At 35.3% G+C, this 19,859-nt stretch carries 18 protein-coding genes; 14 read left to right on the forward strand and 4 right to left on the reverse strand.

What is annotated here, in order from left to right:
- The first annotated feature begins 40 nt into the window (after positions 1-40).
- From DQN38_RS01695 to flhB, 7 genes are all read left to right on the forward strand, one after another.
- On the forward strand, positions 41-577 hold the full coding sequence (locus DQN38_RS01695) for a 50S ribosomal protein L25/general stress protein Ctc (RefSeq protein WP_002848460.1): 537 nt from the start codon (positions 41-43) through the stop codon (positions 575-577).
- Positions 577-1,122, forward strand: a complete 546-nt coding sequence (gene pth, locus DQN38_RS01700; protein ID WP_002848461.1) for an aminoacyl-tRNA hydrolase — start codon at positions 577-579, stop codon at positions 1,120-1,122. Before DQN38_RS01695 ends, pth begins: the two co-directional genes overlap by 1 nt.
- 73 nt (positions 1,123-1,195) lie before the next feature.
- Positions 1,196-2,329: a carboxynorspermidine decarboxylase gene (gene nspC / locus DQN38_RS01705; RefSeq protein WP_002848463.1), complete on the forward strand. Its 1,134-nt coding sequence runs from the start codon at positions 1,196-1,198 to the stop codon at positions 2,327-2,329.
- An 83-nt stretch (positions 2,330-2,412) separates the two neighbouring features.
- The gene (gene yedF, locus DQN38_RS01710; protein ID WP_065843700.1) at positions 2,413-3,012 is read left to right on the forward strand and encodes a sulfurtransferase-like selenium metabolism protein YedF; all 600 of its coding nucleotides are present in this window, start codon (positions 2,413-2,415) and stop codon (positions 3,010-3,012) included.
- Entirely contained in the window at positions 3,005-4,024 is a 1,020-nt protein-coding gene (selD, locus tag DQN38_RS01715) for a selenide, water dikinase SelD (RefSeq protein ID WP_375153237.1), read from the forward strand. Before yedF ends, selD begins: the two co-directional genes overlap by 8 nt.
- 9 nt (positions 4,025-4,033) lie before the next feature.
- The gene (locus tag DQN38_RS01720; protein ID WP_002848466.1) at positions 4,034-4,660 is read left to right on the forward strand and encodes an NAD(P)H-dependent oxidoreductase; all 627 of its coding nucleotides are present in this window, start codon (positions 4,034-4,036) and stop codon (positions 4,658-4,660) included.
- Positions 4,661-4,667: 7 nt separating this feature from the next.
- The gene (flhB, locus tag DQN38_RS01725; RefSeq protein WP_024305324.1) at positions 4,668-5,744 is read left to right on the forward strand and encodes a flagellar biosynthesis protein FlhB; all 1,077 of its coding nucleotides are present in this window, start codon (positions 4,668-4,670) and stop codon (positions 5,742-5,744) included.
- 45 nt (positions 5,745-5,789) lie between these two features.
- On the opposite strand, the gene nhaA is transcribed toward flhB, so the two are convergent.
- Both nhaA and uvrA read right to left on the reverse strand, forming a co-directional pair.
- Entirely contained in the window at positions 5,790-6,962 is a 1,173-nt protein-coding gene (nhaA, locus tag DQN38_RS01730; RefSeq protein ID WP_065843702.1) for a Na+/H+ antiporter NhaA, read from the reverse strand.
- 390 nt (positions 6,963-7,352) lie between these two features.
- Positions 7,353-10,184: an excinuclease ABC subunit UvrA gene (uvrA, locus tag DQN38_RS01735; protein ID WP_038452827.1), complete on the reverse strand. Its 2,832-nt coding sequence runs from the start codon at positions 10,182-10,184 to the stop codon at positions 7,353-7,355.
- A 236-nt stretch (positions 10,185-10,420) separates the two neighbouring features.
- Between uvrA and DQN38_RS01740 the strand changes: the two genes are divergently transcribed.
- Complete coding sequence (locus DQN38_RS01740) at positions 10,421-12,079, forward strand: SLC13 family permease (protein ID WP_111738144.1); 1,659 nt, start codon at positions 10,421-10,423, stop codon at positions 12,077-12,079.
- 22 nt (positions 12,080-12,101) lie between these two features.
- Here the strand turns inward: DQN38_RS01740 and DQN38_RS01745 are convergent, their stop codons facing one another.
- Together DQN38_RS01745 and DQN38_RS01750 are read right to left on the reverse strand one after the other, a co-directional pair.
- A complete protein-coding gene (locus DQN38_RS01745; protein WP_038452833.1) occupies positions 12,102-12,845 on the reverse strand; it encodes a sulfite exporter TauE/SafE family protein in 744 nt (247 codons plus the stop codon).
- A gap of 21 nt (positions 12,846-12,866) precedes the next feature.
- Entirely contained in the window at positions 12,867-13,595 is a 729-nt protein-coding gene (locus DQN38_RS01750) for a sulfite exporter TauE/SafE family protein (RefSeq protein WP_002848487.1), read from the reverse strand.
- 127 nt (positions 13,596-13,722) lie between these two features.
- Between DQN38_RS01750 and DQN38_RS01755 the strand changes: the two genes are divergently transcribed.
- The 6 genes from DQN38_RS01755 to trpA all read left to right on the forward strand — a co-directional run bounded on the left by DQN38_RS01755 (position 13,723) and on the right by trpA (position 19,728).
- A complete protein-coding gene (locus DQN38_RS01755; RefSeq protein WP_170117931.1) occupies positions 13,723-14,163 on the forward strand; it encodes a DUF302 domain-containing protein in 441 nt (146 codons plus the stop codon).
- A 191-nt stretch (positions 14,164-14,354) separates the two neighbouring features.
- Positions 14,355-15,614, forward strand: coding sequence for an anthranilate synthase component I family protein (locus tag DQN38_RS01760; protein WP_065844162.1), 1,260 nt, complete (start codon positions 14,355-14,357; stop codon positions 15,612-15,614).
- Complete coding sequence (trpD, locus tag DQN38_RS01765; protein ID WP_002848492.1) at positions 15,611-17,206, forward strand: anthranilate phosphoribosyltransferase; 1,596 nt, start codon at positions 15,611-15,613, stop codon at positions 17,204-17,206. Before DQN38_RS01760 ends, trpD begins: the two co-directional genes overlap by 4 nt.
- Complete coding sequence (locus DQN38_RS01770) at positions 17,203-17,808, forward strand: phosphoribosylanthranilate isomerase (protein WP_002848494.1); 606 nt, start codon at positions 17,203-17,205, stop codon at positions 17,806-17,808. Before trpD ends, DQN38_RS01770 begins: the two co-directional genes overlap by 4 nt.
- Positions 17,805-18,986, forward strand: a complete 1,182-nt coding sequence (gene trpB / locus DQN38_RS01775; RefSeq protein ID WP_002848496.1) for a tryptophan synthase subunit beta — start codon at positions 17,805-17,807, stop codon at positions 18,984-18,986. Before DQN38_RS01770 ends, trpB begins: the two co-directional genes overlap by 4 nt.
- Positions 18,979-19,728, forward strand: a complete 750-nt coding sequence (gene trpA / locus DQN38_RS01780) for a tryptophan synthase subunit alpha (RefSeq protein ID WP_002848498.1) — start codon at positions 18,979-18,981, stop codon at positions 19,726-19,728. The genes trpB and trpA overlap by 8 nt, the downstream gene beginning before the upstream one ends.
- Positions 19,729-19,859 lie beyond the last annotated feature (131 nt).

The raw sequence follows: 19,859 nt of genomic DNA on the forward strand, positions 1-19,859 counted from the left end.
AGGTATAATCGCCAACTATTTTATTTCATAAGGAAACATAATGTTAGAAGGTATCGTTAGAGAGAGTATTGACAAGAGAAGTACAAAAGCTCTTAGGAAAGATGGTTATCTAATCGCTAACATTTACGCAAAAGGTGTTGAAAATATTAACGCTGCATTTAAAGTAAATGATTTTATAAAAGCTGTAAAAGTCAAGAGCGATCTGAAATTCCAAGTTAGCGTAGGCGGAAAAACCTATGATGTCGTAGTTGTTGATTATCAAAAACACCCAGTAACAAGCGCATTAAAGCACGTTGATTTAAAAGTCGTGCTTGATGATGAAGTATCAAAATATATGATTCCTGTTAAACCTTTTGGAACACCTATCGGTTTTAAAAACAAAGGCGTTTTACTTCAATCTAAAAAACGTTTGGCCGTAAAATGCAAAGGTAAAGATTTGATAAATAGTTTCGATGTTGATGTAAGCGGACTTGACGTAGATGATACTATACTTGTACGTGATATAAAAACAGTTCCGGGCGTTCGTATCTTAGATGCCGATCGCGTTGCTGTACTAGGCGTAATTAAAGCTAAATAATGACTCTTGTAGCCGGACTTGGCAATATAGGCAAAGAGTATGAAAATACTCGCCATAATGTCGGTTTTATGTTGATAGACACTATGCTTAAAGACGGCGGATTTAACAGCGTAAGCTCCGGCAAATTTCAAGGCGAACTTTTTAAAAAGGGTTCGCTTCTTCTTCTTAAACCATCTACCTTTATGAATTTAAGCGGTAATTCTTTAAAAGCCGTTAATGACTTTTATAAGCCAGATAATATAATCGTTATACACGATGATCTTGATCTTCCTTTTGGAACTGTGAGATTTAAACGCGGCGGAAGCAGCGGAGGGCACAATGGTATCAAATCCATAGATAATCTTATAGGGAACGACTATGATCGTGTTCGTATCGGAATAGGACGTGGAAATAATAGTGTTATCAGTTATGTTTTAGGCGAATTTATCGATGATGAAAAAGATAGATTAAAAGATGTTTTAGCACATTGTAAAAATGCTGTTTTAGAGCTTATATCTTGCGGTGATATAACTCAAATTTCTTCAAAATTTACACTTAAAGCTTGATTTTAAATTTTCAAATTTATATTTTATCCAATTCTTGATATAATTGTTTTTACATAAATATAAAGATGAGAAAATGAAATTAAACGATATAAAAACCCCGGCTTATGTTTGCGAAGAAGCTGCTCTTGAAAATAATTTGAAAATTCTAAAAAATATTAGCGATGAAAGCGGCGCAAAGGTACTTTGCGCTTTAAAAGGTTTTGCATTTAGCGGTGCTATGGAGTTGGTTTCAAAGTATTTAAACGGAGCTACTTGTAGTGGTTTGCACGAAGCAAAGTATGCTAAATACCATGGATTTAAAGAGATCCATACCTACTCTCCGGCTTTTAGCGATGATGATATAGATGAAGTTTTAAGCATATCTCATCACGTGGTGTTTAACAGTTTTGCACAGTGGAATAAATTTAGATCAAAATCTATAAAAAGCGGAAAAAGTATAGGTCTTAGAGTCAATCCAAACACATCGGCTAGCCCAACTGATATGTACAATCCTTGCGGAGAGTTTTCGAGGCTTGGCATCACTAAAGATAATTTTGATTTTTCAAATTTAGATGGTGTTGAGGGTTTGCATTTTCACGCACTTTGCGAAGAGAGCGCTAAAAGTTTAGAGTTTGTTTTAAAAGCATTTGAAGAGCAGTTTAGAACCATTATTCCAAAGATGAAATGGATAAATTTCGGCGGCGGTCACCACATCACAAAAAGCGGTTATGATATAAATTTACTTATAAATCTCATTAAGAGTTTTAAAGAAAAATATGGCACTCAGATTTTTATAGAGCCAGGAGAAGCCGTAGGTTGGCGATGCGGATTTCTTATTTCTAGCGTACTAGATATAGTAACAAACGGTGAAAAAACATGTATTATAGATGCGTCAGCTGAGTGCCATATGCCAGATACTATTCTTATGCCTTATCGTCCTAGTATTCGCGGTGAAAATAAAAATGGTAAGTTTGCCTACCGTTTTGGCGGTGCGACTTGTCTTGCGGGAGATATCGTAGGAGCAGCCGCAGGTGAGCCGATTTTTAAATTTGACAATGAGATAAAAGTAGGTGACAAGGTTATTTTTGAAGATCAAATTCACTATACTATAGTTAAAAATACGACTTTTAACGGTGTTAAACTTCCAAATTTGGTTATGATGAATAAAAATGGAGATGTAAAAATTATTCGAGATTTTGGTTATGATGAGTATAGTCGTAGAAATTAAATTTGTTTGTTAAAACAATAATTCAATAAATTAGGTATAATTTATAAATTCAAGGTTTGAATACTACAAAGCAAGGAGAAATTATGCAGATTGATTGTCGCGGACTTGAGTGCCCAAAGCCGATTATTAAAACTAAAGACGCTTTAAATGAGCTTAGTATCGGAGATAAGCTCGAAATAGTCGTAAATAGTCCTGCTTCATTGACAAACGTACAGAAGTTTTTAAGCGCAAACGGTTTAGAGTTTAATATCTCTCAAAATGGAAGTGAATATACCGTTACTGCTGTTAAGAGTTGCGATCTTACGGAAATAGATATTCAAAATTATAGTTGTGAAACGGATTTTAAAAAGCATAAGGTGTTATTTTTAAAATACGATAAAGTTGGCAGCGATCCTATAGGAAAAGGACTTTTAACTAAATTTTTAAGTGCGATATCTGCTGTTCAAGCGAACAAAAGAGTGACTCATATTATCTGTGTTAATGAAGCTGTTCTTATGACTACAAATAGATCTCATCCTAGCTTTGCTGTATTAAAAGATCTTTCATCGCTTGGAATAAACGTGCTTAGTTGCGGCAGTTGTTTAGAAGCTTTTGGTCTTGTTGATAGACTTGGAGTGGGTCAGATCAGTAATGCTTTTGAAATAATGAGTTTAATGTTGGAAAATGAAACAGTTTATCTATAATAATAAGAACCTTACTAAATTTATAAAATCCGCAGGATGAGCTGCCAAACTAGACCCGTTGGGTTTAACACAAAGCATCGGCAGTATCTTAGAGCCCCATAGTAAGCTTCTATCATCTATAAATAGCAACGAAGATGCCGGGGTATTTCTGCTAGAAGACGGTAGAGCTATCGTGCAGACTTTGGATTTTATAACTCCGGTAGTCGATGATCCGTTTTTATATGGAATGATAGCAGCCGCAAACTCTTTAAGCGATATATTCGCTATGGGTGCTAAAGCTATAACGGCTATGAATATAGTCGGTTTTGATAGTTGCCATTTTGAAAATGAAATTTTGCATGAGATAATGGCTGGAGGAAAAAACAAGATAAAAGAGTGCGGCGCGGTTTTAGTCGGCGGACATAGTATAGAATCTAAAGAAACTATTTACGGACTAAGCGTAACAGGAAGCGTAGATAGTAGCAAGTTTTGGTCAAATAACTCAGCAAAAATCAATGATATATTGATACTAACAAAACCTCTTGGAAGTGGTGTTTTAACAACTGCTTTAAAAGCGGATATGCTTAGTTTAGATGAGATACGCGAGATTTCAAATTTAATGTCTCAGCTAAACTTTTATGCCGTTGATGCTTTATCTGGTTTAAAAGTTAATGCTGTTACCGATGTTACCGGATTTGGATTTTTGGGTCATTTAAGCGAAATGTTAAGAGACGATATCAGCTTTGACCTATATAAAAACGGTATTCCTTTGCTAGCTAGCGCCAAGAAGTTTGCAAATTTAGGCTTTATTCCTGAGGGAAGCTATAAAAATAGTGTTTTTACTGCTAAAATTTGCAATATCAAACCAGATATTTTGCTAAGTGATGCCCAAACTAGCGGAGGACTTATCATCAGCATAAATGAAGATGATGCTTATAAAGCACTTTCAAATTTAAAAAATGCAGGATATGAGAACTCTTGTATAGTTGGAACCGTAAAAAGCAAGAGTGAATATAAAATAAATTTAATCTAGGAGTAATAAATGAATTTTAAAGAGGCTTTAAATTTTCGTCATGCATGTAAGGTTTTTGATGAAAATAGAAAAATAGACAGTGCGGATTTTAATGATATTTTAGAAGCGGGTCGTTTATCCCCATCTTCTATGGGTATGCAGCCGTGGGAATTTGAAGTGATAGAAGATAAGGAACTCTTAAAAAAAATGAGAGAAGCATGCTGGAATCAAGCTCAGATCACGACTGCCTCAAAAGTCATCGTGATCTATGCTAAGATAGATGATCTAAGAGCTAGCTCAAACTATGTTAAATCTATAATTTGCAGTAGAAAAGATAAAAGCGAAGATGAGCAAAAAGCATATTTGCAAAGATATGCAAATATGATTGAATATAACGAAGGCACTAGCGATAAAGAGCTTTTTAGTTGGGCTAGGGCACAGTGCTATTTGGCGGCGCAAAATATGATGATGCAGGCCGCTTTTTTAGGAATAGACAGTTGCCCTATGGAAGGATTTGAAAGAGATAAACTAGAAAGTGTTTTAAGTATAAACATAAAACAAAAAAGAGTAGCTCTCGTACTTCCTTTTGGTTATAGGAAAAATCCTGCTAGTAAAAAACAGAGACGAGATATAAAAGATATCGTAAAATACGGATAAGTAAAATATCGTGGCAGACGATCAAGAAAAAACCGAAGAACCCACCGGGAAAAAGTTAGAAGACGCTAGAAATAAAGGCAACGTCGCAAAATCTCAAGACGTGAGCGGTTTTGTGACGTTACTAGTAGGATTTGCGGTTCTTGTAGGACTTATGGGATTTATGGGAGAGAGATTAGTAAATCTTTATCTTTACTACCAAGGTCTTATCGGCGTAGAAATTACTCGTGAACTATTTTTTAAGATAACTATCCACTCAATGCTTCAGACGTTTTTGATAATTTTGCCTATAGCTATTTGCATTATGATAGCAGGTATAATATCAAATATAATGCAGTTTGGGTTTTTATTTACCGTTGAGCCTATTATGCCGAATTTCAGTAAAATCGATCCGATAAAAGGTATCGCAAATCTGTTCTCACTGAAAAAACTTATTGATGCTGTTAAAATCATATTAAAAGTAAGCGCCGTTTTTGGCGTTGCATTTTACTTTTTCTTGCAGTTTGTAAAAGAGCTTCCTCATACTATATTTTTCTCAATGTTTAATCAACTTTTATGGCTTAAAGAGAAAATGCTTATATTAGCTGGAGTTATGTTGTTGCTATTTTTGATAATTGCTATAGCAGATGTTTTTATCGTACGTTATCAGTACTTCAAAGGTCTTAGAATGAGCAAACAAGAGGTAAAAGATGAGTTTAAACAGATGGAAGGAGATCCAAAAGTAAAAGGTCGCATAAGACAACTTCAGATGCAAGCAGCAAGAAAAAGAATGATGCAAAATATCCCTACCGCAGATGTCGTCATAACAAACCCTACTCATTACGCCGTGGCTCTTCGTTATGATAAAGAGAAAGAAAAAGCTCCGGTTGTTTTAGCAAAAGGCGTAGATCATCTAGCGCTTCGCATTAGAAAGATAGCTACAGAAAACGGTATTCAAATAGTAGAAAATCCGCCTCTTGCTAGAGAACTTTATAAATTATGCGATATTGACGATCAGATACCGGGAAATTTATTTCAAGCCGTTGCCGAGGTGCTAAGCTTCGTTTATCTCGGCAATAGGGCTAAATTTGAAAGCAAGTTAAAATAGCTAAATTGCTGTTTCAAATTTTTAAAACTAGTTCTAAATTTAAAACTAGTTTTGAGACTTACTAGCTTTTCTAAGTACAAAATATCCGGTTACTGCACACATAGTACTAGCTAATAGTATAGCGATTTTATTTGCGTATAAAAACGCATCACTCTCGGCGTACGCTAAACCATCTATAAAAAGGCTCATACTCATACCAACTCCGGTTAGTATGGACAATCCATATAAATGTAGCCATCCACAGCCATTAGGAAGCTCTGCTAATTTGCATTTTATAGCTAAAAACGCAAAGCTAAATACTCCTATTTGCTTACCGATGAATAGTCCAAATATTATTCCAAGCGGCACGGGATGCGTTAAGTTTAAAATAGAGTCTTCGCTAAACACGACTCCGGCATTTGAAAAAGCAAATATAGGAAGTATCAAAAACGCTACAATCGGATGCAAAAAGTGCATTACGGACTGCAGCATTCCATGCTCAGGATCTCCATCTTCATCTCGTAAAGGTATGAACATACTTGCTATAATGCCAGCTAGAGTAGCATGAATTCCGCTCATAAGCACAGATACCCACAGTACGATACCGCATAATAAATAGATATATACGTTTTGATTATTTTTATAATTTAAAATAGTTAGAATAACTATAGCGCAAAACGATATAAAAAGAGATATTATGCTCAATGTTTTAGTATAAAATATAGCTATGATGATTATAGCAGCTACGTCATCTATGATGGCAAGGCTTAGTAAAAACAGCTTCAAGCTAATAGGAATTCTACTTCCAAGCAAAAACAACACTGCTAAAGCAAACGCAGTATCGCTAACCGTAGGTATAGCCCAACCATTTACATCAAAACTATTTGCGTGATTTAGTACGTAAAAGATGACCGCCGGAACTATCACGCCGCCGATTCCCGCTATGCTAGGAAGAGCTACTTTACTAATCGAGTTTAGTTCGCCTTCTAAAAACTCGTATTTAAGCTCAAGTCCTATAAAAAAGAAAAATATTGCCATAAGTCCGTCATTTACCCATAAAATCGTAGGCTTTATTAGCTTAAATTCGCCAAAAATTATACCGGAGTCAAGTCTTAATATCTCGCTGTAAAATTTGTTTAAAACACCGTTATTAGCTAAGATAAGAGCCAATATCATAGCTAATATTATGAGTATACCGCTTGCTGATTCCTTTTGTAAGAAATTTTTAATTATATTCATCTTTGACCTTTATGGTATTATTGGCAAATTAAATTAAAATATATGTAAAGTGATTTAAATGCGTGATGTAGCTGAATTTTATCTGGAATTTATTAACAAATTACTAAAAATTATATATTTTTTTAAATTTTTGTAATTGTTGAAATATAGTTAAGTCGTGGATATACCGCTACAATTTATAGATTATTTTATACGTTTTTAAAATATTATACTTTATAATAAATCACAATTATATTTAAACTAAATTTAAATATAATTAAATATTTTATAAATATAATTTTACTATTATTATATTAAGATGAAATTGAATATATTTTTAAATTTATAACTATAAATTTAGATCAAATTTTATTAGCCGGTTTTTTAAATTTAAACTCGGCTAACGTAAATTTATTTCAAAAGCCCCATATCTTTTAGTTCGTTTTCTAAAAACTCACCTGTGAATGAACCTGTTTTTTTATATTTTTTAGCTACTTCTATAGGGGTTCCTTTGGCCACCACTTTTCCACCTCCAGCTCCGCCCTCAGGTCCCATATCTATCAGATAATCGCAGTTTTTTATAACATCAAGATTATGTTCTATAACTATGACGGAATTTCCAAGGTCTACTAAATGATGTAGCACTTTTACTAGCCTATCGACATCGGCAAAATGAAGTCCTGTCGTAGGCTCGTCAAGCACGTACAAAGTGTTTCCCGTGTCGCTTCTGCTGAGTTCTTTCGAAAGCTTTATGCGTTGTGCTTCTCCGCCGCTTAGAGTGGTTGCCGGCTGACCTAAAGTTACGTATCCAAGTCCTACGTCGCTTATAGTCTTTAGTTTTGCGTAAATTTTCGGTACTGCTTTGAAAAAAGTAAGCGCTTCATCGACGCTCATATTTAAAACTTCGGCTATATTTTTGCCTTTATACTCTATCTCTAAAGTCTGGGCGTTGTAGCGAGAGCCTTTGCAGATATCGCAAACCACGTTGATATCCGGTAAAAAGTGCATTTCTACTTTTATCTCTCCTTCGCCGCTACATTTTTCGCATCTACCGCCTTTTACGTTGAAACTAAATCTTCCTATTTTGTATCCTCTGAGTTTTGCTTCTTTCGTAGAGGCAAAAAGCCCTCTTATCTCATCCATAACTCCGGTATAAGTTGCAGGGTTGCTGCGCGGCGTACGACCGATAGGACTTTGGTCTAGATAGATAACTTTATCGAGATGTTCTAAACCTTCTATCTTGACGCCTTTTATCTTTTGTACTTTTTTAGCTCGGTTTAGCTCTTCAAGAGCAGTCGGAAGTAGGGTTTGAAGTACGAGCGAGCTTTTTCCGCTACCGCTTACTCCTGTCACTCCGACTAAATTTCTAAGTGGAAATTTGACGTTTAAATTTGATATATTGTTTAAATTTACACTGCTTATACTGATATAATCGCTTTGTTTTCTGCCTTTATAGTAATTTATGGATTTTTTACCGTTTATATAGTTTGCCGTTTGTGTGTTTGATTTTAAAAGCTTTTCGTAAGTTCCTGCAAATACGACTTCTCCGCCGTGCACTCCGGCTCCAGGACCGATGTCGACGATAAAATCAGCCGCTTCTATGGTTTTTTTGTCGTGTTCGACTACGATTACCGTATTTCCTTTTTCTTGCAAATTTCTTAGCGTTTTTATAAGTTTTAAAGTGTCTCTTTCATGAAGTCCGATACTAGGCTCGTCAAGTACGTACATTACGCCGCTAAGTCCGCTTCCTATCTGGCTTGCGATACGAATTCTTTGAGCTTCTCCGCCGCTTATGGTTCTAGCGTCTCTACCAAGACTTAGATACCCAAGTCCGACGTCGTAAAGAAAAAATAGTCTTTCGTTTATCTCTTTTAAGATCGGTGTAGCTATCATCTTTTGTTGATCGTTTAAATGAGTAAAATTTGAGCTATCGCTAAAAAATTTAGTACAGTCTTCGATGCTCATATCTATGATATCGCCTATGGTTTTCCCCGCGACTTTGACTGCTAAACTCTCTTGTTTTAAACGCTTGGCGTTACATACTTCGCACTGTTTTTCGGTCATGTAATCACTAAAATCTTTATCATCTTTCAATATCTCATAGGCGATTTTTAAGACACCTTCAAAAGTTTTACTTATCTTATGTCTTTTCCATAAAAAATTTATATTTTTAACATTTCCATAAAGTATGAGCCTTTTTTCGTCTTCATTTAGTTCCCCGTAAGGAGTTTTGGTATTTATACCGTTTTGTTCGCAAAAAGCAAGCGTAAATTTATAAAAATAACTCTTGTTAAATCCGTACATCACTTTTATGGCGCCTTGTTCTACGCTGAGATTTTCATCGATGATTTTGTTTAGATCTAAGCTAAAACGGATTCCAAGCCCGTCGCAGCTAGGACAAGCGCCTTTTGGAGAGTTGAAGCTAAAGCTTAGGGGTTCAAGAGCGTTAAATGATATTTTACAGTCAAAACAAGCGTTATGTTCACTAAAATGTATTAAGCTTTTTTCTAAATTTAGCTCACTCGCATTGCTTATATCAATCTCTACTTCACCAAAACTTTCATGAAGCGCTTTTTCGACGTCGCTTGCTATCCTTGAAGAGTTTTCCTTGCTTACAACTACTCTATCTATCACGACTTTTATGGTGTGTTTTTTGGTTTTGCTGAGTTCTATCTCTTCATCTAGTCTTACCATGACTCCATCTATCATGGCTCTTACGTAGCCTTTGTTGGCTAATTTTTCTAGTTCGTCCGCGAAACTTCCTTTTTTTTCACGTACCATAGGAGCTAAGATCGTGATTTTAGCGCCATCAGGAAGCTTTGTGATCTGATCTATGATATCACTCGCGCTCATTTTTGAGACGATTTTGCCGCATTTATGGCAGTGTTGAACCCCGATCCTAGCGTATAAAAGTCTTAAATAATCATAAATTTCAGTTATAGTTCCTACGGTAGAGCGAGGATTTTTACTTGTCGATTTTTGATCGATTGCGATAGCTGGAGTAAGACCTTCGATGTGATCGACGTCTGGTTTCCCTATGCGGTCTAAAAACTGTCTTGCGTAAGAAGAAAGACTCTCTATATAGCGTCTTTGACCCTCTGCGTAAAGCGTGTCAAAAGCGAGAGTGCTTTTTCCGCTACCGCTAAGCCCAGTAAATACTACAAGGCGGTTTTTCGGTATTTCTAAGCTGATATTTTTAAGATTGTGCTCTTTCGCACCTGTTATTTTTATAGTTTCATTCATAACTTGTCCATTAAATTTAAAATCAATGATTATATCAAAAATTGTTTTAATCTTAAAGAAATGAGAAAAAATCTAAATTTAAAAATTAAATTTCAAATAATTTTTATATTTGCATATTAGGTGTTACTTTTATTCACATATTTTTCAAAATAACATAAATTTAGTTGAAATTTACAACAAACTAATTTTATTCTTATTAATATGTGTATGTTGATAAAATATTATGAGGAGGTTATATGGCAAATCCAAACATTCCTGTGGATAAAAAGACCAGTACCGTTCAGATTATCGGTCTTTTTGGTGGTATTTTGGCTGCTCTTTTGGTGTATTATATGATGCCAAGTAGTGCTGGAGATATAGCAAACGCCGCTGCAAACGGCAAAAAGTTAAATATAGAAGGTCTTCCTATAGTAGCTGCTGTGGCTGTGCTGATGGGTATATGGTGGATGAGCGAGGCTATAGCACTTCCTGCTACTGCTCTTTTGCCTATGGTTTTGTTTCCGCTTTTAGGTGTCGATAGCTTTAAATCAGCTGCGGCTCCGTACGCTTCAGATACTATATATCTGTTTATGGGTGGGTTCGTTTTAGCTCTTGCTATGCAAAAGTGGAATCTGCATACTAGGATAGCTCTTGGTATTGTGTTACTAATCGGAACAAGTCCGCGCCGTTTGGTTGCTGGATTTATGGTGGCGACCGGATTCATGTCTATGTGGGTTAGCAACACTGCGACCGCGGTTATGATGCTTCCAGTAGGACTTTCTGTTTTGCACTTAGTCAGTAAACTTACTACCGGTAAGGATGACGGTACAGTGGAGGGCGATATGAGACATCTTGATGAGATAGCTCGTAAAGGCACTCAAGGCGGTATAGCAAGTGCTGTGATCCATAAAGGTAAAGATATAGTAGAAGAAGTAAAAGCAAGAACAAGCTCATTTACTTCAAATTTCGGCATTGCCTTAATGCTCGGTATCGCTTACGCCGCTTCTATCGGCTCTCTTGGTACTATCATAGGAACTCCGCCAAATGCACTTCTTGTAGCTCATATGAAAAACGAATTCGGCGTAGAGATTGGTTTTGGCCAGTGGATGATAATGGGCGTTCCTTTAGCCGTAACTATGCTTGCTATTTGTTGGGCTATACTTGTTTATTGGTTATTTCCGCCTGAGATAGACGAGATACCAGGAGGTAAAGAAATCATTCATGAAGAGTACAAAAAACTCGGAAATATGAGCAGCGCTGAGTGGCTAGTAGGTAGCGTGTTCATATCTGCTGCGCTTTGCTGGATATTTCTTGGTTTTATACTAAAAGCATATGGGATAAAAGTAGGCAGTCTTGATACGATCGTCGCTATGAGCGTCGCTGTATTGCTTTTTATCATTCCTGCAAACAAAAGCGGAGAGAGACTTATAGACTGGGATAGCGCTAAGAAACTTCCGTGGGATATCCTTATATTATTCGGTGGAGGTCTTGCACTTTCTGCTCAATTTAGCAAAACAGGATTATCTTTATGGATAGGACATCAAGTTTCGGCTTTAGGAACTATGCCTATACTTGCTGTTATAGTGGCAGTTACCGCTCTTGTTATATTCTTAACAGAGATCACTTCAAATACCGCTACTGCAGCGGCGTTCTTGCCGGTTATAGCCGGGGTTGCTATAGGTTTAGGATATGAGGGAAGCAATGTTATGCTATTTACGGTGCCTGTTGCTTTAGCCGCTACTTGTGCATTTATGCTACCTGTCGCGACTCCGCCAAATGCTATAGCTTACGGCTCGGGATACGTGAGGATCAGCGATATGATAAAAGCTGGATTATGGTTAAATATAGTAGGTATATTCTTGATAACTCTTACTGTTATGTTCTTGACTACGACTGTATTTGGTCTAAAGATTTAATTTAATTTTCTTGGCTAAATTACTAGCCAAGAAAAATCTTTTTTATAGTTAGCAAAAACAGTGTCATATTAAATCCTAAATTTAGTCGTTTTTGTTTTGTTCTGTCTATTTTTATAGATGCGTTTGTACCAAAATATACTCCAATTAGCGCTCCTATACCAAGCGCAAATCCGTGATAATAATCAACAAGTCCGTTTATACTAAGGCTTATAAATCCGCTAACTCCTGCAAAAACTACAAAAAATAGCCCCATAGATACCGCTTTTTTGATATCATATCCTAAAAATCCAAAAAATATAAGACTTATAAGCATTCCTCCGCCGATTCCGACGCTGACACCCATAATGCCGACAAAAATACCTATTATAATAAGTATAGGTTTAGATAGTTTTTTCTCTTCGCTAGCAAAACTTTTTTTAATAAAAGCCTTTATGATCATAATGAAAAGCAGACTAGCGAACATACATTCTAGCCATAAAGATGGGGTGTATTTGACTATAAATCCGCTTAAAAATGCACCAAATATACCGCCGATTCCTACGTAAAATCCTTCTCCAAATTTAAACATACCTTTTTTATAGTTGATATATGAACCAAAAAGTGAGCTAAATATCATCTGCATGACTGATATGCCAATCGCGTATTTGATATCGTATCCTAAAAATACAAGTACGCTTACGATAATTCCGCCGCCGCCGATCCCGAAAAATCCAGACGCGAATCCTACAAAAATACCAAAAAAGCTAAGTAGCAAAAACTCACTCATATTTAGTCCTAACTTTTAAATTTAAAAAAATATTTTTTTCACCATCAACCCAAACATAGATATATAAAGTGCTACAAGCCACCATTTTTGAGCTTGCTTGTCTATTTTGTGGCTGGTTTTCGTACCAAAATATACACCGATCAATGATCCTACTGCTATCAAAAGTCCGGCTTTATAGTTGATAAGATCATGAAAGGCAAGACTTACAAAACCAGAAATAGAACTAAAAAGTACAAAAAATAGACTTATATATACTGATTTTTTGATATCCATTCCTAAAAATCCTACTAAAATAGGAGTTAAAAGTATTCCACCTCCAGCTCCCATAGATATAGCGATTACTCCTGTAAAAAATCCGACTATAAATAAGATATATTTTGGAGGGTCTTTTGGTTTAGCGGCTGTATTTACATAGAAAAATTTTGATATAGATATTGCTAAAATTATGAGCAATCCCCACTCTAAAACTCTTTCTTGTATATTTGATACTACAAATCCGGATAAACTAGCTCCTACAAATCCGCCTAATCCAACTATAAATCCGTCTTTGAGAATGAAATTTGAGCTTTTATAATTTATAAAGCTACCAAAAGTAGCACTTAAAACCATTTGAAGTATGGATATGCCTATAGCTTCTTTGATATCGTATCCTAAAGCGAGCATTATAGGTACTAAAACCGTTCCGCCGCCGATCCCGAAAAATCCAGATATGAATCCTATCAGGATGCCAAATACCGGAAGTAAGATCATGCTATCCTTTCAAATTTGAATTAGAAATTGTATCAGTTTAGATATAAAACATTGCTTACTAATGATAGATAGTTTTAAATTTAAAAATATAAAGTACAATGAAGTATTTCTATTTCAAAGGATAAGAATGAAGAAAATTTTACTTTTAGCAAGCCTACTTGTAGGATTTGCATTTGCGGGAGATAAGATGTTAGTTACTGGATTTAGTCCGCTTGGAGTCGATGAAACTGCAGCTAAATTGCAAAATATTTTAAAAGAAAAAGGTCTTAAGGTATTTGGTGTGTTTGAACACTCTAAGCTAGCAAAAGAGGTAAATTTAGAGATGAGGGATACTGTTGTAGTCGCTTTTGGAGCGCCAAAAGCAGGAACTCCGCTCATGCAGTGTGAACCATCAATCGCTCTTGAACTTCCGTTAAAAATGGTGATTTATAAAGATAACGACTCAAAAACAGTTGTTGCTTATAGAGATATCAAAGATATAGCAAAAAGTTACGGTGCCAACTGTGATGAAGTGGTAAATAAACTAAGCGCGGCTCAATCAAACTTCTTTAAAGCTATTACTAAGTAATTTGCTCTTTTATCCTAAAATTTAGATTTTGGGATAAAATTTCTTATACCTAAATTTAAATTTTACAAATTTACGGATAAAATCACTAAAAAATAGACCTCAAGTATAGCTATAAATTTAAATTTGTACTTTAAGATAGACAAAGAAAAAATTCTGTATAATATTTTTTTAAAAAAACTTTTGGAGCCAAAATGCTTTTACAAGAACCGGTCGTATACCTAAGAGAGATTTTAAGCAGTTATCCAAACTCATATTTAGCAGAAGATACAACTCAAGCTATAATAGGCATAGACTGTGAATACATCTGGGGCGACGATCTTAGTAAGTTAAAATTTGCTTATGAAAACGGAAATAAAATTTGCGATTTTGCAGGACTGTTTGGCGTGATGGGTTATGATGTGGTTTATAAATTTGAAAATATTGGAGATAAAAAAGAGTCTATTTACGAGTTTCCGACATATTTTTATGCAGATGCAAAAGCGTATTTGCATTATGATAAGCAGAGTAAAATTTATAGTTTTTACGGAAATGATGCGTATTTTTCAAATTTAAAAGATGCGAAACCTCATAAGCCCGAGTTTAAAAATGGATTTTACAAAGTAAATACTGATCTAAATTTAGAAAAAGAGCATTTTAAAAATGCTATAAAGAAAGCTAAAGAGTATATAAAAAACGGTGATATTTTTCAAGTTGTATTAAGTGAAATTTTAGAGCTTGAGTCAAATTTAAAAGCGCTTGATTTTTACGAAACATTGAAAGTAAAAAACCCAAGTCCGTATATGTTTTATTTTCCTACTTTATTTGGCGTGGTTGCAGGAAGCAGTCCCGAGCTTGTAATGCAGATAAAAAAAGGCGAGATTTTTGCCGCTCCAATAGCCGGCACTAGGGGCAGAGGAAAAGATGCAAACGAAGATGAAGTCCTAAAAAAAGATCTTTTGAGCGATGAAAAAGAGCTTAGTGAGCATAAAATGCTGATAGATCTAGCTAGAAACGATATCTCAAAGTTTGCCAAACAAGGCAGCATAAAAGTCAAAAATCCAATGCACGTGGAGTATTTTGAAAGCGTTATGCATATAGTAAGTGAAGTTTATGGGCAAAAAAGAGACGATAAGAGTGCTTTTGATGTTTTAAGCGTGGTTTTTCCAGCAGGTACGCTTAGCGGAAGTCCGAAAATTCGCGCTATGCAGATTATCGGCGAATTAGAACTTAGCTCTAGAGGTATTTATGGCGGAGGAATCGGATTTTGGCATTTTAACGGAGATGTTCAGATGGCGATTCTTATTCGTTCGGCTATTTTTATAGCTAAAGATGATGAAATTTCAAAGGTTTTTATAGGTGCCGGAGCCGGTATAGTATGGGATAGCAATTCTGAAAATGAGTATTCCGAGATATGTAAAAAACGAAGAAGCTGCGTAAAAGTTTTTGAGCAAAGCTGTAAGGAAATACGATGATTTTGATGATAGATAACTATGATAGTTTTGTTTATAATATTTATCAGTATATTTTAGAAACAACAGATGAAGAAATAAGGTGCGTACGTAACGATGAGATAACTATAGACGGTATAAATGCTTTAAACCCTAGTAAAATCATCTTAAGTCCCGGTCCAAAACATCCAAAAGATAGCGGCGTTTGTCTTGATATATTAAGTTCAAATTTAGATATTCCGATTCTTGGAATTTGCCTTGGTCATCAAGCTATCGGTCTTAGTTTTGGTGCCGATATAAAAAGATTAGAAAATCCTATGCACGGTAAAAGTAGCGTTATAAAAGTTGTAAATAATAGCGGTATTTTTAAGGAGTTGCCAAATGAATTTAATGTTATGAGGTACCACTCTTTATATGTGGATAATATTCCTGAATGCCTTGAAATAACAGCGTTTAGCGATGATGGAATTATCATGGGTTTGAAACATAAATCAAAGCCCATATACGGTATTCAGTTTCACCCCGAGAGTTATTTTACCGAGTACGGAAAGAAGATTATAGAAAATTTTGTAAATTTAAATAAGCCAAAGACAAAGGAGAAAGAAGTGGTTGATTTTGCTCCATTTATGACAAAACTACAAAAAGGATTTCCTCTAGAAAGCGGAGATTATGAAGTTATATGCAAAGAGATAAACGATAAAAATTATGATATAGTTCAGCTTGCAGGACTTTTGGTTTTGATAAGCGAAAAATCTCTTTATCCTGATAGCCTTGCCGCTCTTGTTAAAAATATACTTAAATACTCGATTACTTATAGCGACACTACGCCGATGTTTGACATCGTAGGCACCGGCGGTGATAAATTAAAAACGATAAATATATCGACCACGGTGGCTTTCATACTAGCTAGTATGGGCGTTAAAGTCGCAAAACATGGCAACAAAGCCATCACTAGCAAAAGCGGAAGCAGCGATTTGCTAAATACCCTTGGAGTATCGTTAAACAGTGATATAGGAGAGTTAAGAGAGACTTTAAATTCAAAAAATTTAGCATTTTTTCATGCTCCGTTTTTTCACAAAATAACAGCCGAGGTAAAAGAAGTAAGAAATCGCCTTGGTATAGGAACGGTATTTAATATGCTAGGTCCGCTTCTTAATCCAAATTTAAATCTTACTAATCAAATAGCCGGAAATTATCTTGAAGAGGTAAATGAGCTTATGGCTAGAACGCTTTTAAATTTAGGTAGGAAACATGCTCTTGTTGTACACGGTATGGACGGTATGGATGAGATAACGCTTTGTGATGAAACTCTTATTCATGAAGTAAAAGACGGTAAAATATTAGAATACAGGATAACGCCTGAACAATTTGGATTTACAAGGGCTTTTCACGCCGATATAGAGGGTGGAGATGCTGAAAATAACGCTAAAATATTTGAATCTACTATAAAAGGCGAACTAAGCGGAGCTAGATTTGATATAGTTCTCATAAATGCTATGTTTGGTCTGTATGCGGCTGATTTTGTAAGCTCTCCTATGGATGCAAAACCGCTCATACTTGAGGCTCTGCGTTCTGGTAGGGTATGGGAATTTTATAAAGATTATATCGGCAAATGAAGATAAAAATTTGCGGTATTAAAACCCTTAGCGAAGCTAAAAGCGTTTGTGAGTGTGAATTGAACGGTGTTAGAGTTGATTTTATAGGGCTTATTTTTGCAGATAGTAAAAGAAAAGTTAGTATCGAAACTGCAAAAGATATATCAAATTTAGCTCATAAATTTGGTATAAAAGTCGTAGGAGTTTTTGCGGGAATTAAATTTGATGAGATAACTAAAATAGTAAAATTTGCAGATCTGGATGCAGTTCAAATTTATGAAAAAATAGAAGATAAAACTAAATTGGGTTGTGAAGTTTGGCAGGTTTTTAGCGTAGGAGAGAATTTGCCTGATCTGCAAGGAAGTTATGATAAAATTCTTTTTGATACACAAGGTGTTTTAAAAGGTGGAAACGGCGTTAAATTCAACTGGAATTTACTCCAGGGTTTAGACGCTAAATTTGGGTTAGCCGGAGGAATCGGCGTAGAAAATTTAAGAGACGCGATGAAGCTTAAGCCAAGTTTTGTTGATATAAATAGTCGTATAGAAGATGAAAACGGCATAAAAGATAGTGATAAAATAATGGAAATTTTAAAAATAGTTAGTTTAGGAGATTTAAAATGAATGTAAAAGCGTATTTTGGAAAATATGGTGGTCAGTTTGTTCCGGAGACTGCTATGAACGCTCTTTTGGAGCTTGAAGAAGCTTATGAGAGCATAGCAAATACTAAAGAATTTAGAGATGAGTTAGATTCTCTTTTAAAAGATTATGTCGGCAGACCAAGTCCGTTGTATCATGCAAAAAGGTTAAGCGAGTATTACGGTCACGAAATTTATCTCAAGCGCGAAGATCTAAATCATACTGGAGCTCATAAGATAAATAATGCTTTAGCTCAAGCATTGCTCGCAAAAAAAATGGGAAAAAGAAAGGTGATGGCTGAAACAGGAGCTGGGCAGCACGGAGTTGCGACTGCGACTGCTGCTGCACTTTTAGGTTTAGAATGCGACGTATATATGGGAGAGTGTGACACTAAAAGACAAGCGTTAAACGTCTATAAAATGCATCTTTTAGGAGCAAACGTAGTAAGTATAACCGATGGTTTGGCTACTTTAAAAGAAGCTACCACCGCAGCTATTCAAGCATGGGTAAATGAGATAGAAGCAAGGTTCTATGTTATAGGCTCAGCGGTCGGACCTCATCCGTATCCAAAGATGGTTAGGGATTTTCAAAGTGTTATAGGGCGCGAAGCCAAAGCTCAGCTAAATGAAAAAGGAGTTAAACCAGATTACATTATAGCTTGCGTAGGCGGCGGAAGTAATGCTATAGGTATATTTTCAGCATTTTTGGGTGATGAAAACGTGAAGATAATAGGCGTAGAAGCCGCAGGTTTAGGGGCTGATACTCCTTATCACGCGGCTACTTTGACAAAAGGAAAAGACGGTATAATCCATGGTATGAAAACAGTGGTTTTGCAAGATGAGTACGGAAGAATTTTGCCTGTTCATAGTATAAGTGCCGGACTTGATTACCCAGGAGTAGGACCAGAACACGCTCATTTAAAAGATATTAAAAGAGTAGAATACTATGCAGTAAGCGATGATGAGTGTATAAATGCTCTTAAGCTTTGTACGCGCTTAGAAGGTATAATACCTGCTATAGAAAGCTCTCACGCTTTAGCTTATCTTGAAAAACTCTGTCCGAATTTAAAAACAAAATCAAATATAGTAATAAACGTTAGCGGTAGAGGTGATAAAGATATGAATACTATAATGGAGTATAAAAAAGGAACAATATATGGATAAGATACAAAAAGCTTTTGAGGGCAAAAAAGCAAATATAGGCTATATAGTCGCCGGATACCCAAATTTAGAATACACAAAAGAGTTTTTAAATTTACTTGATGAGAGCTGTCTTGATATTATAGAGATCGGAATTCCGTATTCTGATCCTTTGGCTGATGGAAAACTCATAAGTATGGCTAGTTTTAGTGCGTGTCAAAGTGGAGTTACTACAGACACTGTTTTTGATATGCTTAAAGATGTTAAAACGGATAAAGCTTTGGTATTTTTAGTCTATTATAATCTAATTTTAGCCTATGGGGAAGATAAATTTTTAGCTAAAGCAAAAGAGGTTGGTATAAGCGGATTGATAGTTCCTGATATGCCTCATGACGAAAGTAGTGAATTTAGAGTTAAAACTTCTAAATTTAAGCTTTGTTTAATACCTCTTATCAGCCCTACGTCTTCTAAACGCACAAAAGATATATTAAGTGATGCTAACGGATTTATCTACGCAGTCGGCTCTCTTGGCGTAACTGGAGGTGAGCAAAGTCCAGTAGATAGGCTAAAAGATATGATAAAAGATATAAAAAGCTCTACTTCATTGCCTGTAGCCGTCGGTTTTGGTATCAAAACAAATGAGGATGTGAAAAAAACAAAATTATATGCCGACGGTGCTATAGTAGGCACTGAGATAGTCAAACTCACAAATAAGTATAGCCCAAATGAGATAAATTATCATATAGAAGAGATATTCAAAAAATAGTCGTTTCGACTCTTTTTTTGTAGTAAAAGTTTAATTTTAATAGGTTTAAATTTGAAATATTTCAAATTTATTACATTATATTTTTATTTGAAATGGTTTTTTCAATAAAAATTTAGTATAATAACTAAAAA

It is taken from the genome of Campylobacter fetus subsp. fetus (assembly GCF_900475935.1).
Taxonomy (GTDB): Bacteria; Campylobacterota; Campylobacteria; order Campylobacterales; family Campylobacteraceae; genus Campylobacter; species Campylobacter fetus.

What these genes read in the sequence shown, in the direction of transcription:
- trpB (WP_002848496.1), top strand. Translation starts at nt 17,805, where the DNA reads ATGAATGTAAAAGCGTATTTTGGAAAATATGGTGGTCAGTTTGTTCCG.
- DQN38_RS01720 (WP_002848466.1), top strand. Translation starts at nt 4,034, where the DNA reads ATGAATTTTAAAGAGGCTTTAAATTTTCGTCATGCATGTAAGGTTTTT.
- nspC (WP_002848463.1), top strand. Translation starts at nt 1,196, where the DNA reads ATGAAATTAAACGATATAAAAACCCCGGCTTATGTTTGCGAAGAAGCT.
- DQN38_RS01770 (WP_002848494.1), top strand. Translation starts at nt 17,203, where the DNA reads ATGAAGATAAAAATTTGCGGTATTAAAACCCTTAGCGAAGCTAAAAGC.
- uvrA (WP_038452827.1), bottom strand. Translation starts at nt 10,184, where the DNA reads ATGAATGAAACTATAAAAATAACAGGTGCGAAAGAGCACAATCTTAAA.
- DQN38_RS01740 (WP_111738144.1), top strand. Translation starts at nt 10,421, where the DNA reads ATGGCAAATCCAAACATTCCTGTGGATAAAAAGACCAGTACCGTTCAG.
- trpA (WP_002848498.1), top strand. Translation starts at nt 18,979, where the DNA reads ATGGATAAGATACAAAAAGCTTTTGAGGGCAAAAAAGCAAATATAGGC.
- DQN38_RS01755 (WP_170117931.1), top strand. Translation starts at nt 13,723, where the DNA reads ATGAAGAAAATTTTACTTTTAGCAAGCCTACTTGTAGGATTTGCATTT.
- pth (WP_002848461.1), top strand. Translation starts at nt 577, where the DNA reads ATGACTCTTGTAGCCGGACTTGGCAATATAGGCAAAGAGTATGAAAAT.
- trpD (WP_002848492.1), top strand. Translation starts at nt 15,611, where the DNA reads ATGATTTTGATGATAGATAACTATGATAGTTTTGTTTATAATATTTAT.
- DQN38_RS01760 (WP_065844162.1), top strand. Translation starts at nt 14,355, where the DNA reads ATGCTTTTACAAGAACCGGTCGTATACCTAAGAGAGATTTTAAGCAGT.
- nhaA (WP_065843702.1), bottom strand. Translation starts at nt 6,962, where the DNA reads ATGAATATAATTAAAAATTTCTTACAAAAGGAATCAGCAAGCGGTATA.
- DQN38_RS01745 (WP_038452833.1), bottom strand. Translation starts at nt 12,845, where the DNA reads ATGAGTGAGTTTTTGCTACTTAGCTTTTTTGGTATTTTTGTAGGATTC.
- DQN38_RS01750 (WP_002848487.1), bottom strand. Translation starts at nt 13,595, where the DNA reads ATGATCTTACTTCCGGTATTTGGCATCCTGATAGGATTCATATCTGGA.
- yedF (WP_065843700.1), top strand. Translation starts at nt 2,413, where the DNA reads ATGCAGATTGATTGTCGCGGACTTGAGTGCCCAAAGCCGATTATTAAA.
- DQN38_RS01695 (WP_002848460.1), top strand. Translation starts at nt 41, where the DNA reads ATGTTAGAAGGTATCGTTAGAGAGAGTATTGACAAGAGAAGTACAAAA.